We start from the raw sequence: 15,963 nt of genomic DNA on the forward strand, positions 1-15,963 counted from the left end.
CAGGTGCTGGCCGGCCGGCGAAGGTGTGCTCCCGGCAGCTAGCGCTCGTTAGCCGGCCGGTACTCCCGGTCGGTTTTTGGTTAATTAAATTGCGTACAATCCAATTGCTCGCTATGTTTGTCGCCACTGCCCATTAATCGGAGCTGTACCATGACCGACAACCTGCTCAACATCCCGTGCACCACGATCAAGGGGGAGCAAAAGACCCTCGCCGATTACGCCGGCAAGGCGGTGCTGGTGGTCAACACTGCCAGCAAATGTGGCTTCACCCCGCAGTACAAGGGACTGGAGGCATTGTGGCAGGCCTACAAGGATCAGGGCCTGGTGGTGCTTGGTTTTCCCTGCAATCAGTTCGGCAAGCAGGAACCGGGTAACGAGGGGGCGATCTCCGAGTTCTGCGAATTGAACTTCGGTGTCAGTTTTCCGCTGTTCAAAAAGATCGACGTCAATGGCAGCGACGCCCATCCGCTGTTTGTTCAGTTGAAGAAGCGCGCCCCCGGCGTGTTGGGGTCCCAAGGCATCAAATGGAACTTCACCAAATTCCTGATCGGCAAGGACGGCAACCTGGTCAAGCGTTTTGCCCCCGCGACCAAGCCGCAGGACCTGACACGCGAGATTGAAGCCCTGCTCAAATGAATGACCTGTCCGTTGATTCGCTGGCGCTGGATGACCAGCTCTGCTTCAAGCTGTACGCGGCCTCCAGAGCGGTGATCCGGAGCTACAAGCCCTTGCTCGAGCCCCTGGGCCTGACCTATCCGCAGTACCTGGTGATGCTGGTGTTGTGGGAGTGGCAGCAACAGCCGCCTGAGCAACCCACGGTCAAGGCGTTGGGCGAACGCCTGGCGCTGGATTCCGGAACGCTGACCCCCTTGCTCAAGCGCCTGGAGCAGATGCAGTTCGTCCAGCGCCAACGTTCGGCGCGTGACGAACGGGAAGTGCACCTGAGCCTGTCGCCGGCCGGTAGTGCATTGCGTGAGCAGGTCGGCCCCCTCAAGACCAGGTTGTTGTGCGACAGCGGCATCGATCTTCAGCAACTGACGCAATTGCGTGCGGGGCTCGATCAGTTGCTGGAGCAGATCAAGGGGCTTTCCTGAGCGGTATCCACAGGTCCAGCAGCGCGGCGAGTTCCTCGCGGCGAAAGGGTTTGGCCAAGTAGTCGTTCATCCCGGCCGCGCGACAGCGCTCCCGTTCCTCGGGCATGGCATTGGCGGTCAAGGCGACAATCGGCAGGTCCGGCCAGCGACCGCTGCGCCGGATATGCCGACTGGCTTCATAGCCGTCCATGACCGGCATGTTGCAGTCCATCAGCACCAGGTCAAAGTGGCTGAGTTCCAGTTGGTCGAGTGCCTCGGCGCCGTGGGACACCACAATCACGTCACTGCCCAGTTTGCTTAGCATGCCTTTGGCCACCAGTTGATTGACCGGGTTGTCCTCCACCAACAGGATTCGCCCGCGGCGTGGAGGCGACGGCGTTTGATCGGGCGCCCGGTTATCCCCAGCGCTTTCCACGTTCAAGGCCCGGCGCAAGGTCTGGTACAGCGCATTGCGCGCCAGCGGGCGGGCTTGTTGTTGCAGAGGAGCAAGGGCGGCGCTTTCTTCGCTGGGCATGAAGTTGCCGTAGGCTGTCACCAGCAAGATCGGTGCGGAGAACGTCGAGCGCAATTCGAACAGGCAGGGTGGGCAGTCGGTAATCAGTACATCGGGGTCCAGACCGTGCAAAGAGTCATCGAGGCTGCGCTGCTGGTAGTCCAGGCCCCATCCGGGCAGCAGACTGCGCAACAACTCGGCCAGGCCACTGCTGGCCGCCGTGATGGCCACGACCTTGCCCTGCAGGCGGGCCGGCGGTGTGGCGCGAGTGTGCGCGGGCAGTGGCAGGTCGGCACAGAACTGGCTGCCAAAACCCGACTCCGAACTGATGCTCAGGCGGCCTTGCATGACGTTGCACAGGTTGAAGGTCAGGGCCAGCCCCAGCCCGGTGCCGCCGAACTGGCGCGTAATGCCGGCGCCGGCCTGGGTAAAGGGTTGGAAGATCTTGACCTGGGCATCCTGGGCAATGCCGATACCGGTGTCGCAGACTTCGATCCGAACGCCATCCTCCCAGGAACTGAGGCGCACATCGACGCGGCCGAAGCGGGTGAATTTGAGGGCATTGGACAGCAGGTTACTGACGATTTGCCGAACCCGTGTCGGGTCGCCAATCACCTGGGCGGGAAAGTGCGGGTCGATCAGGCAGGTCAGCTCGACACTGGGTGCCGCGTTCTGCGAGAGCAGGTTGGCGGTGTCCTCGATCAATGAGCCGAGGTCGAAGGGAATGTGTTCGAGTTCCAGTTGGCCCGCATCGAACTTCGACAGGTCGAGAATATCGTTGAGCAATTCCACCAGTACTTTGCCGGAGTCGTGGGCAATCGCCAGTTGTTGGCGCTGCTCGGCATTCAAGGGGCTGTCGAGGGACAAGGCGATCATGCCCAGCAGGCCGTTGAGGGGCGTGCGGATTTCATGGCTCATGTTGGCCAGGAACACCGAGCGAGCCTGCGCCATGTCCAGGGCTGTCTGGCGCGCGATCTGCAGTTCCTCGTTGGAGGTTGTCAGGCGCCGATTGATCGCTTTCAACTCGGCGGTTCGCGAGGAAACGATGGTCTCCAGTTGACCCAGGTAGTCGGTCAGGCGATTTTCGGCGGCGCGTCGCTGCTGGATTTCCGTGGTCATGCTTTCGAACTGCTGGTTGGCCACCCTGACCAGCACTCCGATTTCATCGTTCTGATGGTGCAGCGGGCATTCCAGCGGCGGTTGCTCGGCAATGCGCGGGTCTCGCTCGCTCAGCTCACGAATGACCCGTACCAGCGGCTTGGTCAGCATCACATAGAACAACGCCAGGAGAATGCCACTGAGGATCAGGCTGCGGGCGAAACCGTTGAGCAGGGTGACTTCGGCCCGGCGCAAGAAGCGGCTGCCGAAGGCGTAGGTATCGACTTCCAGTTGCAGTGTGCCGAGGGACTCATCGGGCAGATGCTCGAGGAACAGCCGCTCCTTGAATTGACGATTGGCGCCAAACAGGAAGTCGCTGATCACGCGGTAAGAACTGGCTGAGGGGGCACGCTTGACGTTGGCCAGCACGGTGTTGTTATTGTCGGTCAGTTGCGCACCAATCACCGCGGGTGAGCGCAATAGGCCAAGCGTCAACTCCTGGGCCAGTTCCGCGTCGATGTTGTAGGCGATCCGGGAGGCGGGACTGTGGCTGATTTCCAGCAACGACAATATTTCCCGGTTGATGGAAGCATCTTCGCTGGCATAATCGATCCCTATCTGCAGCAGACTCAGCAGCATACCCAGGACAAAACCGACCAGCACGGTGAGCTTGGCTTGCTTATAGGACAGGCGGTTGGTGAACTTGATATCCATCGGGTGCGCAGCCACTTTCGTTTCCCTTCTGGGCCAAGCATAGCTGATCGCTACCGAGTTTTGCCGTGCGCGCAGCGCTCTGGCTCGCGACTCGGATGGTGTCTGGCGTCAGGAGCGGCTTGGTCTGCCCATCATTACTGTGAACTGCCTTGAGGAGAAGACGTGGATTCTCGACTGAATGCCTTTCTTGAACGCGCTGATGCGGTTCTGGCTCGTATCGAGCCGCTGCTGCCTGCGCCACGCAGTGCCATCGACTGGACACAATGCCTGGCTGCCCGCTGGCAGCGTGAGGGGCGCAGTGGTTTTCTGCTGCCACTTGAGGTCAGCCTGGACATGCGCCTGACCGACCTGATCGGGGTCGACAAGCAACTGGAACAGCTGGGCCGCAATACGCGCCAGTTCCTCGATGGCCTGCCTGCCAACCATGCTCTGCTCTGGGGCTCGCGAGGAACGGGCAAGTCTTCACTGGTGCGCGCGTTGTTGGCCGAGCATGCCAAGGGCGGGCTGCGCTTGATCGAGATCGAGCGTGATCACCTGGCGGACCTGCCACGGGTGGTGGAGCAGGTCGCCAAGTTGCCGCAACGCTTTGTGCTGTTTTGTGACGATCTGTCTTTCGAGGCGGGCGAGGGCGATTACCGGGTACTCAAGAGTGTGCTCGACGGCTCGCTGGAGCAGGCCCCGGACAACGTTCTGCTGTATGCCACCTCCAACCGGCGCCACCTGGTGCCGGAAAAAGAGAGCGATAACGAAAACTGGAAAAGGGTCGACGGCGAACTGCACCCCAGTGAGGCGGTGGAGGACAAGATCGCGCTGTCGGATCGTTTTGGCCTGTGGCTGTCGTTCTACCCCTTTACCCAGGAGCACTTTCTCAACGTGGTCGAACACTGGGTCGGCGAGTTGGCCACCAAGGCCGGCCTGGCCTGGCAACGGGATGAAGAACTGGAAATCCTCGCGGTGCGCTGGGCGACTGGCCGTGGTAACCGCAACGGGCGTTGCGCCTATCAGTTCGCCCGCTATTGGGTCGGGCTCAAATTGTTGGAGCAACAGGCATGATCGATTTGCAAAACAGCGGCGCAGGCCTGGACGGTTATGGCCTGCTCTGCGCACAGCTGGAGTCGTTGCTGGCCGATGAGCGAGATTTTATCGCCAACGCCGCGCAGTTCTCGGCGTTCCTGTTCCATCAGCTCGATGACCTGAACTGGGCCGGGTTCTACCTGAACCGCGATGAAGAGCTGGTGCTCGGGCCATTCCAGGGCCAGATTGCCTGTGTGCGGATCCCCTTCGGGCGGGGTGTTTGTGGCGCTGCGGCGGCCACGCTCACGACTCAGCGGGTGGAGGATGTGCATGCGTTCGCCGGGCACATTGCCTGTGACAGCGCGTCGAACAGTGAGTTGGTGGTGCCACTGGTCAAGGACGGTCGGCTGATCGGCGTGCTGGACCTGGATAGCCCATCACTGGCGCGCTTCAGCGTCGCCGACCAGGCCGGTATCGAGCAACTGGCCGCAATCTTCCTGCGCCTTACCGACTGCTGATCAACTGACCAGGCCTGCTTTGGCCAGCAGGCCTTGCCGGTCCACGGCATCGATCTGCCCTGGCTCCAGGTATCTGTCGGCGTACTGCTGATAGATCTGTTCCTCGATAAACAGCGCAAAAAGCTGCGGGTCGATGTGGGCATCACGGCACATGAACGCCATGATGCCCAGGGCCTCACTGAGCGTCTTGGCTTTCTTGTAGGGTCGGTCTGCGGCAGTCAGCGCTTCGAAAATATCGGCGATCGCCATCATCCGCGCCGGCAGGCTCATCTGTTCCCGCGTGAGTTGTCTGGGATAGCCGGTGCCGTCCATTTTTTCGTGGTGCCCGGCGGCAATCTCCATGACGTTGCTCAGGTGCCCGGGGAAGGGCAGGTGGCTGAGCATCAGGATTGTTTGCACCATGTGATGGTTGATGATGTAGCGCTCCTCGCGGGTCAGCGTGCCGCGGGTGATGCTCAAGTTGTACAGCTCGCCACGGTTGTATTTGTGCGGCGGTACGTCGAGTTTGAAGCCCCAGGGGTTGTCCGTTGGAATCAGCTCGGCACTGTTGCGCTCGAACAGGTGTTCGGGTTTATCCGCCAGCAGCGGCTCGCTGACCGGCAGCACGGGAGCTGGGCTACGTGCCTGACGGCGGTTCTCCTCCCAGGATAGCCCCAGCCGGTCATCCAGGGTGCGGGTCCAGGTGCGTTGGGCTATGGCGTGCAAGCGTTGCAGGTCGGCCTCGGCCATGGTCTCGCCCCCCAGGTTACTGCGGGCGACAAAGGCAAAGTCGTCGTCGAGCTCGGCCAGGCGGGTGTCGCGCGTCGCAGCCAGTATCTGTTCATCGCCCCCCTGGGCGAGCCCCTGCCAGTAGTCGATCCAGGCATCGCGCTTGAGCACCTCGAAACGGGTGCGGATCTCGTGCAGGCGGTCGGTGAGGGTCTCAAGCTTGGTGGCTTTGTCGACCACGTATTCGGGAGTGGTGACTTTTCCGCAGTCGTGCAACCAGGCGGCAATGTGCAGCGCTTCCCATTCATCGTCGGTGGGGTTGTAGCGCTCGAATTCCGGGGCCCGGCTGGCGGCGGCAGCCTGGGCGAGCATCAGGGTCAGTGCGGGTACCCGTTGGCAGTGGCCGCCGGTGTAGGGGCTCTTGGCATCGATCGCACCTGCGAGCAACTGGATGAAGGCGTCCAGCAGCTGTTTTTGCTTGTGCTGCAGGCGCTGGCTTTCGATGCTGACGGCCGCAGCGCCGGAGACCGCCTGGATGAAGGCGATCCGGTCGGGGCGCAGCTTTTCGAGGTCCGCTTGCGCGCCGCTGTCGGCCAGCAACAGGACCAGCACGCCGACCGTTTCGTTATGGCGGTTGTGCAGGCGAATGCCGATCAGGTGCACGCTGGGGCTCTGCAGCGCCAGCATGACACTTTGCAGGTCGCCTGCCTGCTCGAATCCCAGGGTAGTCACCAGGGCGTTCTGGCTTGTCAGTGGGCGCAACCAGGCAGGGGCCTGCGTGTCGTCAGGGTCGTGACCCTTGATGTTGAACGCCGACAGGTCGTGGGATTCACCCTCGATGAACAAGCCATGGGGCTGGAGGCGGTTGCCTTCATTTTCCCGCAGGTAGATCAGTCCCGCCTGGGCCTGGCCAATCTTCACGGTTTCCGCCAGGACTCTTAGCAGCAGCGGCTCGAAGCGGGTTTCTGCCGACAGGCTGTCGGTGATTTCAAAGAAGCTGGCCAGCGTCGCTTTCATGCGCGCCATGGAGACGCTGAGCTGGTCGACTTCCAGCACCGGCGAGCGGCGGGTGACCGGGTAGTTGAAATCAAAACTGCGAATCGCGTCGGCTTCCTGCACCAGTGCCCGTAACGGTTTGACCAGGATGCGGGAAGTCAGCCAACCCAGTGGCACGCACAGTAACAAGATAGCCAGGGTCAGTAGGGCGCCCTGCCAGCGCATTCGATAGGCATCGACCAGCAATTCCTCTTCGGGCACCATCACCGCCAGGTTCAGCCCCCGCGGGCCACCCTCCTGGATGCTGCTGCGGGCAAAGATCCATTGACGGTTGCCGACCTCCAGGCGATTGCCGCTGGCCGTATGCATGAACAGGGCTGCCAGCGCCGGGCTCAAGTCCTTGACCTTGGCCAAGTGGGCCTTTTGATCATCGATGATCAGCTTGCGGCTGTCGGGGTAAGCAACAGCATTGCCGTCGCCGTCGAACAGGGCGACTTCGGTGCCGGGCGTTACCTGGTGCTTGGCCAGGGTGGCGGACAGCTGCGCCAGCGTCAGGTCGGCACCTACGACGGCGTTGGGGCCGCTGCGGCGGGCGAGCGTCGTGCCGATGTTGTGGGTCGAAAAGAAGATGTAGGGCTCGGTGGTGATTTGCTCTTGGCTGATGTTGGCCCGGTCGAACCAGGCGCGGGTGCGCGGGTCATAGGCTTCCTGCGGATTATCCAGGCGCCCGATCTGGTTCAGCGTCGCGTCATAGAACAGGGATTGTGAGCGGGTTTGCCCGGTGAGGCTGTCACGATCGATGCTCCAGAGCTGAAAGGCGGCGGCATCAGGTGCCTGCAGGTTTTTTTTCAGTGCATCGCTGCGCAATGGACGGACCATGAAAAAATCACCATCGGCATAACCGACGTACAGCGATGCCAGCTCGGTATTGTCCCTGAGGGACTGGCTGAAGGGTTTGAGTAGGGGCAGCCGGTGCGCCAGGTCCGTGCCCTGGATCGCGACGCTTTCTGCCAACAGGCTGAGCAATCGTCGAATGGGCTGGTAGGTGGTTTGCAGGTCCCTGCGTACGTCCTGGTCTATGCGTTCGAACAGTTTCTCACTGCTGGAGAGGATGATTTCGGTGGTTTGTCGGTAATTGAAAATACCCAGTACAACGCCCGTGAACAGCAGCAACAGGGTGAACATCACGCTGATGTGCACGTGCAGCGGCAATCGCCGTTTGTCCGGGCGCAGTGGGCTGGGCATTGCTGGCTCTCCATGATCGATACGCACGGCTCAGCGAACAAGCATAGTTAATGGCACAACGGTCTGCCGTGAATCCTCGAGGCTGTCCGGGGGGGGGCAGGGCCAACAGGGCTTAACCTGTGGCCCGGAAGCGTCAGGCCGGCGATTGCTGGGTGATCTCACGTTGCAGTGCTCGCTCCAGTTCCAGCATCGCCTGCTGTATCGCTTCGGTGCAGCTTGCCAGGCTGGCCTCGGTGAACGCTTCGTGGCACATCCGCTCAAGTGCTTCACAGCTGTCCATCAGCCTGGTGGCCTGGACGATGCGGGCCGCACCTTTGATTTTGTGGGCGATATCGATGAACTCCTCGCGCCCGCAGCCTGGTGACACGCTGAGCAATGCTTGTCGATCGAGGCGATTGCTGTTGAGCAGCTCGGTGAGCAGGCGCTGCACCAGCACCGGGTCGCCACCGGTCAGTGCTTGCAGGCTCTGCAGGTTGAAGGCCGGTTCTTCATTGAACGGCTGCAGGGTCTCCAGGCACTGGCTCAGTGTCGCCAGGCTGATGGGTTTGAACAGGCAATCGTTCATTCCCGCCTGGCGGCATCGAGGTTTTTCCTCGGGCTGGGCGTTGGCAGTAAAACCGAGCACCGTGCACGGTGTTCGTTGCTCATCCTGCTCGATCCTGCGGATGGCCCGGGACAGTTCATAGCCATTCATCACCGGCATGTTGCAGTCGGCAATCACCAGGTCGAAATGGCCCTCTCGCCAGGCCGCCAAGCCTTGCGCACCGTCGTTCGCCGTGACCCAACGGTGGCCCAGGAACCCCAGTTGCTGGCTCATCAGCAGGCGATTCGCCGGATGGTCGTCGACCACCAGCACGTTCAAGCTGGCCTGGCCAGGTGCGACCAGCGGCGGCACAGGCTCCCGCACGGAGGCTCCTGGTATCGGCGTCATGGGGAGATCAACCCGGACCTGGGTGCCGACGCCCGGTTGGCTGCTCAGTTGCAGGTCGCCACCCATCATTTCGCACAGGCTGCGGCAGATCACCAGGCCCAGGCCGGCACCGCTCCTGGCCAATTGTCCGGTGTGCTGTGCCTGGGCGAAAGGCTCGAACAACCGGCGCTGGTCGTCTGCACTGATGCCGATCCCGGTATCGTTGATGTGCATGACCATTTGTTGGTGGTCGGCACCCTCGACCGTCATCAACCGGACCTTGATGCTGACTTCTCCCTGCTCGGTAAACTTGATGGCATTGCTGATCAGGTTGGACAGAATCTGTTTCAGGCGCAAAGGGTCGGTCAGCACATCCGGCTGCGCATCCGCGTCGGGGAAGTCGAGGCTCAGCGTCAGTTTCTTCTGCCGCGCGAGTCCGTCGAAGACCCGTACCACAGCTTCCAGGGTTGCGCCGAGATTGACCCGTTCGGGCGCCAGGCTCAGGCGACCGGATTCGATTCGGGCAATGTCGAGAATGTCACCGATCAGCGCCAGCAGGTCCTTGGCCGAGTTGTAGGCCACTTCAATGGCCGGACGATCCTGCAGGCTGTGCTCGTCACGTTCGAGGGTCAGTTCGAGCATGCCGATCACGGCGTTCATCGGTGTACGGATTTCATGGCTCATGGTAGCCAGGAAGGTACTCTTGGCGCGGTTCGCTTCATCGGCGCGCTCTTTGGCGGCCCTGAGTTCATCAAACAGTTGGCGTCTGTCGCTGATGTCGATCCAGCCGCCGATAATCCCCTGGACCTCTCCCGTGGAATCCCGGTAGGGCAGGATCCAGTGATAGATCGTCAGCATTGTGCTGCCAGTGTGCAGGGTGCGATCGAGCAGCATCGGCACGCCCTCTGCCACCACGCGCTGATAGTCCGCCTGGTATTCCCTGGCTTCGAAGGCGTTGCTCATGGCCCCTTGCATGACGGTTTTGCCGATGACCTGCTCGCGTTTGGCGTTGAAGGTTCCCAAGTAGCTGTCATTGCAACTTTGCAGGACACCGTCGCGGTCGCGCACGTAGATCGGGTGAGGTGTTCCATTGACCAGCGTGTGCATGAATTCGAGCTGGTCATTGAGGGCCCGCTCTGCCTTTTGCCGCTGCCTGATCTGCCTGCGCATGTGGGCGTTCCAGGCCAGGAGCATCAGCAGTAGCAGGCTGCTGCCGATCACCAGTTGGTACAGCTGGCGCTGATACTTGCGCCAGGTGCTACCGTCGGGACCCATGTAGCCACGCCAGCGGCTGTTGATGATCCCCAGTTCGTCCGGGGCGATACTCAGCAGGGCCTTGTCGAGGATCGTACTCAACTCGATCGCACCACGGGCGGTGGCAAGGGAAACGGCGGCTTGCTGTGTGCCGACCGTTGCGCTGATCTGCACCTGGTCTTCGAACAACCGCGCAGCGATGAAGTAGTTGGCAATGATCAGGGACTCAACCGCGCCCTCGACCTGGCCCTTGGCAAGCAACTCCACGGCACTGAAGGCGTCCTGCGTTTGCACGAGGTGGATACCAGGGTGTTCGCGTTGCAGGTCATCGCGCAATGGATTGTTTTCGGTGATTGCCAGGCTCTTGCCGCGCAGTTGCTCGAGATTCATCGGGCTGCCGGGGTTCTTGCTGCTCAGCAGTACATAGGAGCTTTCCAGGTAGGGTCGGGTGAAGCTCAGGTGTGTCTCGCGCTCGACACTGGGAGCAATGGCGGCAATCAGGTCGACGCGGTCCTCTTCAATCAGATTGATCATGGCGCGTTCGCTGGGGCTGCGATGAAGCTCGAAACGCAATCCTGTGCGCAACCGGATGAGCTCCAGCAGGTCGGCGGTGATCCCCCTCAGGCTGCCATCGGAATCAAAAAAGGTCAGCGGTGCAACACCCTCGTTGACGGCCACGCGCACCACTGGGTGTTGCGCCAGCCAGCGTTCTTCCCGATCGCTCAACTGCAGTTTGCGGTCAGTCAGCAGGATGTCACTGCCGGCGCTCCAGCGTTTGGCGATGTGTTCCCGCTCACGGGCCGGCACCCTTGCCAGCACCGCGTTGATGAGGTTCAACAAATCCCGGTTGTCCTGCTTGACGGCAAAGCTGAAACCGTAGGCCTCGTGTTTGCCGAAGTTGGCCATCCTGACGTTCTTCAGATAGCCCTTATTGATCGTGAAGTGAGTGGAAATGGTATCGCCCAGAAACACGTCGGCCTGATCGAAGGCCACGGCATTGATCGCGTTCTGAAAGGATGGGTAGGGTGTGATGATGGCGTTGGGGTACAGGGCCGTTACCTCTTCCAGAGGCAGGTAGTGATAGACCATGCTCAAGCGCATGCCGGCCAGGCCCTCGGTCAGCGAGCGGGTTTCGGTCTCCCGGGTGACCAGGACCGGTTGGTCGATGGCGTAGGGGGTGGACAGAGCGATGTTCGCTTGTCGGGCTTCATAGCCGTTGGCCGTGCCCAGTAGGTCAACATCGCCGTTTTCCAGTGCCTCGATGGCGGCTTCTCGGGAAGGGTAGCGTCGGATCTTGATAGGCAGCCCCAGGGTGTTGCCGATGATGCCCGCGTAATCTGCGGTGAACCCTTCATAGTCCTGGCCCCGGATCGTCAGGTCGAAGGGTGGATAATCGGGCGCCGAAGTCCCCAGGATCAGTTCGGTTCTGTCCTGAATCCACTGTCGTTGCGAGGGCTCCAGTTGCACATCCATGACGCTGGTCGTCGAGCGACTGAGCAGTGAGTAATTTCCGATTTCGGGGGCTGCCATACAGGCAGAGGCGCCCAGACAAAGTCCGACACTCAAATACAACAAATAGTCCTTTAAAGAACTGGGCATCCTGTCTCTCACACTAAAGCGTTGCGTTTTGCCATTTCGATGAGTTCCACCAGGGATTTTGCCTTGAGTTTTTGCATGAGCCTTTTTTTGTAGGTGCTGACAGTCTTGTTGCTGAGAAACATCCCTTTGGCAATTTCCTTGTTGCTACGGCCTTGGGCGAACAATTGCAGGACCATCAGTTCGCGGTCATTGACGGATCTGAACAAGTCGAGTTCGGCGCTCAGTTCGTCATTGCTGCGCGTGGGGTTCAATGCCTGGCTGGGGAAGTAGTGATAGCCGGAAAAAACGGCGTTGATGGCGCTTACCAACTCACTCAGGTCTTCCTGTTTGCAGACGTACCCGCATGCACCGGACTGCATGCAGCGAATGGCGAAAAGTTCCGGGCTCTGCGCGGTGAGTACCAGGGTTTTAAGAGGTGTGCTCATGCTATTGAAGCGCGAAAGAACTTCCAGGCCATCCAGTTTCGGGATGCTGATATCGAGAATGATCAGGTCAGGCATACATTCGCGAACCATCTGCATGGCGTCGACGCCGTTATCCGATTCCCCGACGACTTTGTAACCCTCATGTTCCAACAACATACGAACGGCGAGGCGAATGACGGGGTGATCGTCGACAATAAAAACGGTGTTCATAATCAAGTCCCATACGTGCGCAAATAAAGCGAGCACCTTAGCTCAGATAGCAGGAGCGACGTATGAACCGAGGAGGGCGGGAGTGCAATATAGGACGAGTCCTACATAATAGAAGGCGAGGGATTACGCAGTCGGAAGGAATGTCAGGAGGAAGTCTGCTGTCGACAGCCTATGTTTATACTTGTAAGTTGTGGCGGGAAGGGCACTTGTAATGGGGCGCGAACTCGGCGGAGAGTGTGGCCAGTAGTGACGATGCTCAGTGATTACTCTGTTCTGGCATCAGCAGGTTTATAAGCTCGGTTTTTTTCAGCGGTTTGGCCAGATAACCGAGTAGGGGTAGCCGGTGTTCATCAGCGGATTTCTTCAAAGTGTTTAATTCCCGGCAATCCAGGCTGCTCAGGAGAATGGCTTGTTGTATAAGTCCCTGTAGGCTCGCAATGCCAATCAGTTCCAGGCCGGGAAGATCTGGAAGGCATTGGTCGCAGAGTAACAATTCGAAAGGTTGATGTGCCAGATTCATCTTTTGTAATGCATTTTCGGCAGTGTCGGCGGTAGTGACTTGGGTGAAGCCGTAACTGTTAAGCAGGCAGAGTGTTGCCCTGAGTTGAAAAGGGTGGTCTTCCACCAGCAGGATGCGCAAGTTGTATATGAACATTTAGCTTTCCTGGAAGAAAGATTGGAGTTGGGGAGGGCGGCGTTACGCTTTAATCGGGGGGATTATCTTTTTTCTATTGCTGAATATCTACCGCTGTATTGAGTTTTGAGCATGCTGTTCAGCATAGAAATGGAGTTGTCTACATACCGCTACCTTCGTTGTCATTCAATTCCGTGTGAACTGTAGGATGATTCCTGGATGGCGCCGAGGAGTGCAATCACCCGTCGCGGCCCAAAGAGATCGCGCGACGGGTGTACGGGTCACGGTCGGCTGGAGCGTCCGGTCATTTCCATGGCCATCTCGCTGGCATAGCTGTCGGTCATGCCGGCAATAAAGTCGATCATGCGTAAAAATGAGGCGTGCAACGGACCGTGTGGGTCGGGCGCGTTGTTGCCCAGCAAATCGAGTATGCGTCGATTCTTGAACGAGGCGGTTCCACCGCCGTGCTGCTCCAGGGCGGCGCCACAGAACCCGTTCAAAAGGATTTCCAGGGTGGTGTAGGCACCGATTTCATGCAGGGTCTTGCGTTTGTCCTGGAAGATCTTCTTGCGCGCCATGTCCTTGGCATTCAATACGCAACGTTTGGCCGGGCCATGCATGTGTTCCACCAGGTCACCTTGCAGCGTGCCTGCCAGCAGGGCGTCCTGTTGCTCGACGAAGGCCCGCGCCGCGGCGTTGGTCAGGTGTTCAATGGCCTTGCCGCGTAAAATCGCCAGCTTGCGCCGGCGTGAGTCAGAGGGGCCGAGCTGGCGGTAGGTTTCCGGCAGGTCATCGCCCACCAGGCCGAGTAACAGCGATTCGACCTCGGCGTATTCCAGCAACTCCATTTCCAGGCCGTCTTCCAGGTCGATCAAGGCGTAGCAGATGTCATCCGCGGCCTCCATCAGGTAGACCAGGGGGTGGCGGGCCCAGCGTTGGTCGTCCAGTTGTGGCAGGCCGAGCTTCTGGGCAATCTGTTCAAGCAGGGGCAGTTCGCTCTGATAGCAGCCGAACTTGTGTTTCTTGTAACCCAGTGAGTCGGCGTGTCGGGCGGTCCAGGGGTACTTGAGGTAAGTGCCGAGGGTGGCGTAGGTCAGTCGGGTTCCGCCATCGAACTGGTGATACTCCAGTTGAGTCAGTACCCGGAAACCTTGCGCATTGCCCTCGAAGTTGAGGAAGTCGTTGCGCTCGACCTCACTCATTGCATCCAGCCAGCCTTTATTTGCGGCCTGCTGGAACCAGTAGCGAATGGCGTCCTCGCCGGAGTGGCCAAAGGGTGGGTTACCAATGTCATGGGCCAGGCAGGCCGATTGCACCACCATCCCCAGGTCACTGGGCTCGCACCAGTCGGGTAGGGCGCTGCGGATGGTTTCACCGACGCGCATGCCCAGCGAACGCCCCACACAACTGACTTCCAGTGAGTGGGTCAGGCGGGTGTGGATGTGATCGTTGCTGTGGACCGGGTGGACCTGGGTCTTGCGGCCCAGACGGCGGAAGGCCCCGGAGAAAATCACCCGGTCATGGTCTTTGTGGAAGGGACTGCGGCCGAGTTCTTCCGGACTGTGCACAGGTTTGCCGAGGCGTTCACGGTTAAGCAGGGTCTGCCAATCCAAGGCTGATCTCTCCGTCAGGTAACTGATGCGCTAGCTTCCCGGTTCAAGCGCCAGGCTGCAAGCCCGACCGAACCTCTCGGGCAAGAGCTTGGGTCGGGCTGACGATGATGTGGCGATCAGTTTTTACGCGAGGCGCCCTGTAGCACCAGACGAATCAGTGGCAGCAACGTAGTGCCCAATCGGACCAGCCGCGTGGCACTGCGGATACCGCCACCCTTGGCGCCCTTGCCCGTGAGAAAGCCGAGCAGGGTGACCGCCGCTACGCCCCACAACGGAGCATGCTTGATGCCCAGGCCGTCTTGAAAGCTCTGGCCCATGCCCCGTACACGCTGCAGCGGCTGCAATAATTGTTGCGACTCGTGGCGGATTTCCTGGCGATGCATTTCCATGCGCAGGCGCAGCAGGGCCTTGCGCATTTCCTTGCGGGAACTGTTCTTGGGAATTTCAGGCAGGTTCATGGCAGCAGGCGCTCCCGGTCGTTGGCCAGTTCCTCGAGGGTCGCGTGGAACGGCGACGACTCATCGAAAATCGCCGCTTTCAGGCGCATCCCACAGAACAGCGCGGCGGCCGCATAGAACACACACAGACCAATGATCGCTGTCAGGCGGTAGGTGTCCCAGAGCAGAATCATCACCAGTGCCGAAATCCCCACCAGCAACAGCAGGGCAAACACCAGGGCCAGGCCGGCAAACAGCAGCAGGGTGACGGTACGGGCTTTCTGTTCCTGCAGTTCAATGCCGAACAGCTCTACGTGGCTGTGCAGCAAACCCAGAAAAGCGGCGCCCAGGCGTCGCGGCGAGGAGCCAGTGCCAGTCTCGGACGAGCCGGATTCACCGATAGCCATATCAGCGCCGTGTCGCCAGCAGGCCGATCAGGAAGCCGACACCGGCGGCGATCCCCACGGACTGCCAAGGGTTGGCCTGGACATAGTCTTCGGTGGCCGTGACGGCGGCCTTGCCGCGTTCGGTCAGGGAGTCCTGGGTCAATTGCAGGGTTTCACGGGCACGCAACAGGCTCTGATGAATCTGGTCACGCAATTCGTCGGCTTGATCGCCCGCCAGGGTCGCGGTGTGCTCCAGCAAGCGTTCGGTATCGTTGACCAGGGTTTGAAAATCATCCATCAGGATTTCTTGAGCAGTCTTTGCTGTTTTGCTGGCCATGGTGATCTCCATAAGTGGCGTGTCAAAGGTTCGAGTATGGGCCTTGCACTAAGGTTCAGTGCAAATGACTGGTACAGCTTTTGCTACGTCCTGGTGCGCCGGCCGCTTCCATTGTCCTGAAACGGGCATGCCTGGCGAAAACCTTAACTCAAATAATAGAAACCCGCGGCAACATCGAGGCAATGATTGATCGCGTTGAAGTCTTTGCGCCAAAACGGTTCGCCGTCAAACCGGTTTGAGACCAGGGGAGGTATCAACTTGGTGCACGCACAGGCTCG

The 15,963-nt window shown here is 60.0% G+C and carries 13 protein-coding genes; 4 read left to right on the forward strand and 9 right to left on the reverse strand.

Annotated elements, in window-relative coordinates; translation table 11 throughout:
- Positions 1 to 150 precede the first annotated feature (150 nt).
- On the forward strand, positions 151 to 636 hold the full coding sequence (locus Q1W70_RS18300; RefSeq protein WP_166590162.1) for a glutathione peroxidase: 486 nt from the start codon (positions 151 to 153) through the stop codon (positions 634 to 636).
- Positions 633 to 1,094, forward strand: coding sequence for a MarR family winged helix-turn-helix transcriptional regulator (locus tag Q1W70_RS18305; protein WP_166590163.1), 462 nt, complete (start codon positions 633 to 635; stop codon positions 1,092 to 1,094). Before Q1W70_RS18300 ends, Q1W70_RS18305 begins: the two co-directional genes overlap by 4 nt.
- Here the strand turns inward: Q1W70_RS18305 and Q1W70_RS18310 are convergent.
- Positions 1,078 to 3,399 (reverse strand): hybrid sensor histidine kinase/response regulator, encoded by a 2,322-nt coding sequence (locus Q1W70_RS18310; RefSeq protein ID WP_166590230.1) that lies wholly within the window; start codon positions 3,397 to 3,399, stop codon positions 1,078 to 1,080. The genes Q1W70_RS18305 and Q1W70_RS18310 overlap by 17 nt on opposite strands.
- A gap of 162 nt (positions 3,400 to 3,561) precedes the next feature.
- Here Q1W70_RS18310 and Q1W70_RS18315 point away from each other — a divergent pair, with 162 nt between their 5' ends.
- Together Q1W70_RS18315 and Q1W70_RS18320 are read left to right on the forward strand one after the other, a co-directional pair.
- Positions 3,562 to 4,452 carry an ATP-binding protein gene (locus Q1W70_RS18315; RefSeq protein WP_166590164.1) on the forward strand — a complete coding sequence of 297 codons (891 nt, stop codon included), beginning with the start codon at positions 3,562 to 3,564 and terminating at the stop codon, positions 4,450 to 4,452.
- Complete coding sequence (locus tag Q1W70_RS18320) at positions 4,449 to 4,931, forward strand: GAF domain-containing protein (protein ID WP_185818845.1); 483 nt, start codon at positions 4,449 to 4,451, stop codon at positions 4,929 to 4,931. The genes Q1W70_RS18315 and Q1W70_RS18320 overlap by 4 nt, the downstream gene beginning before the upstream one ends.
- Here Q1W70_RS18320 and Q1W70_RS18325 read toward each other — a convergent pair whose 3' ends face one another.
- The 8 genes from Q1W70_RS18325 to Q1W70_RS18360 form a co-directional block, all read right to left on the reverse strand.
- Positions 4,932 to 7,880 (reverse strand): HD domain-containing phosphohydrolase, encoded by a 2,949-nt coding sequence (locus Q1W70_RS18325; RefSeq protein WP_302097708.1) that lies wholly within the window; start codon positions 7,878 to 7,880, stop codon positions 4,932 to 4,934.
- A gap of 133 nt (positions 7,881 to 8,013) precedes the next feature.
- Positions 8,014 to 11,643 (reverse strand): transporter substrate-binding domain-containing protein, encoded by a 3,630-nt coding sequence (locus Q1W70_RS18330; RefSeq protein WP_302097709.1) that lies wholly within the window; start codon positions 11,641 to 11,643, stop codon positions 8,014 to 8,016.
- A gap of 8 nt (positions 11,644 to 11,651) precedes the next feature.
- The gene (locus Q1W70_RS18335; protein ID WP_166590231.1) at positions 11,652 to 12,278 is read right to left on the reverse strand and encodes a response regulator transcription factor; all 627 of its coding nucleotides are present in this window, start codon (positions 12,276 to 12,278) and stop codon (positions 11,652 to 11,654) included.
- Positions 12,279 to 12,534: 256 nt separating this feature from the next.
- The gene (locus Q1W70_RS18340; protein WP_166590168.1) at positions 12,535 to 12,933 is read right to left on the reverse strand and encodes a response regulator; all 399 of its coding nucleotides are present in this window, start codon (positions 12,931 to 12,933) and stop codon (positions 12,535 to 12,537) included.
- Positions 12,934 to 13,193: 260 nt separating this feature from the next.
- Positions 13,194 to 14,525, reverse strand: a complete 1,332-nt coding sequence (locus Q1W70_RS18345; protein WP_302097710.1) for a deoxyguanosinetriphosphate triphosphohydrolase — start codon at positions 14,523 to 14,525, stop codon at positions 13,194 to 13,196.
- Between the two features lie 116 nt (positions 14,526 to 14,641).
- Positions 14,642 to 14,983 (reverse strand): hypothetical protein, encoded by a 342-nt coding sequence (locus Q1W70_RS18350; RefSeq protein WP_166590170.1) that lies wholly within the window; start codon positions 14,981 to 14,983, stop codon positions 14,642 to 14,644.
- Positions 14,980 to 15,369, reverse strand: a complete 390-nt coding sequence (locus tag Q1W70_RS18355; RefSeq protein ID WP_166590171.1) for a phage holin family protein — start codon at positions 15,367 to 15,369, stop codon at positions 14,980 to 14,982. The genes Q1W70_RS18350 and Q1W70_RS18355 overlap by 4 nt, the downstream gene beginning before the upstream one ends.
- 1 nt (position 15,370) lies before the next feature.
- Positions 15,371 to 15,685, reverse strand: coding sequence for an ElaB/YgaM/YqjD family protein (locus Q1W70_RS18360; protein ID WP_166590172.1), 315 nt, complete (start codon positions 15,683 to 15,685; stop codon positions 15,371 to 15,373).
- Positions 15,686 to 15,963: the final 278 nt, after the last annotated feature.

The organism is Pseudomonas kielensis (assembly GCF_030505375.1).
In the GTDB taxonomy this organism is placed as follows: domain Bacteria; phylum Pseudomonadota; class Gammaproteobacteria; order Pseudomonadales; family Pseudomonadaceae; genus Aquipseudomonas; species Aquipseudomonas kielensis.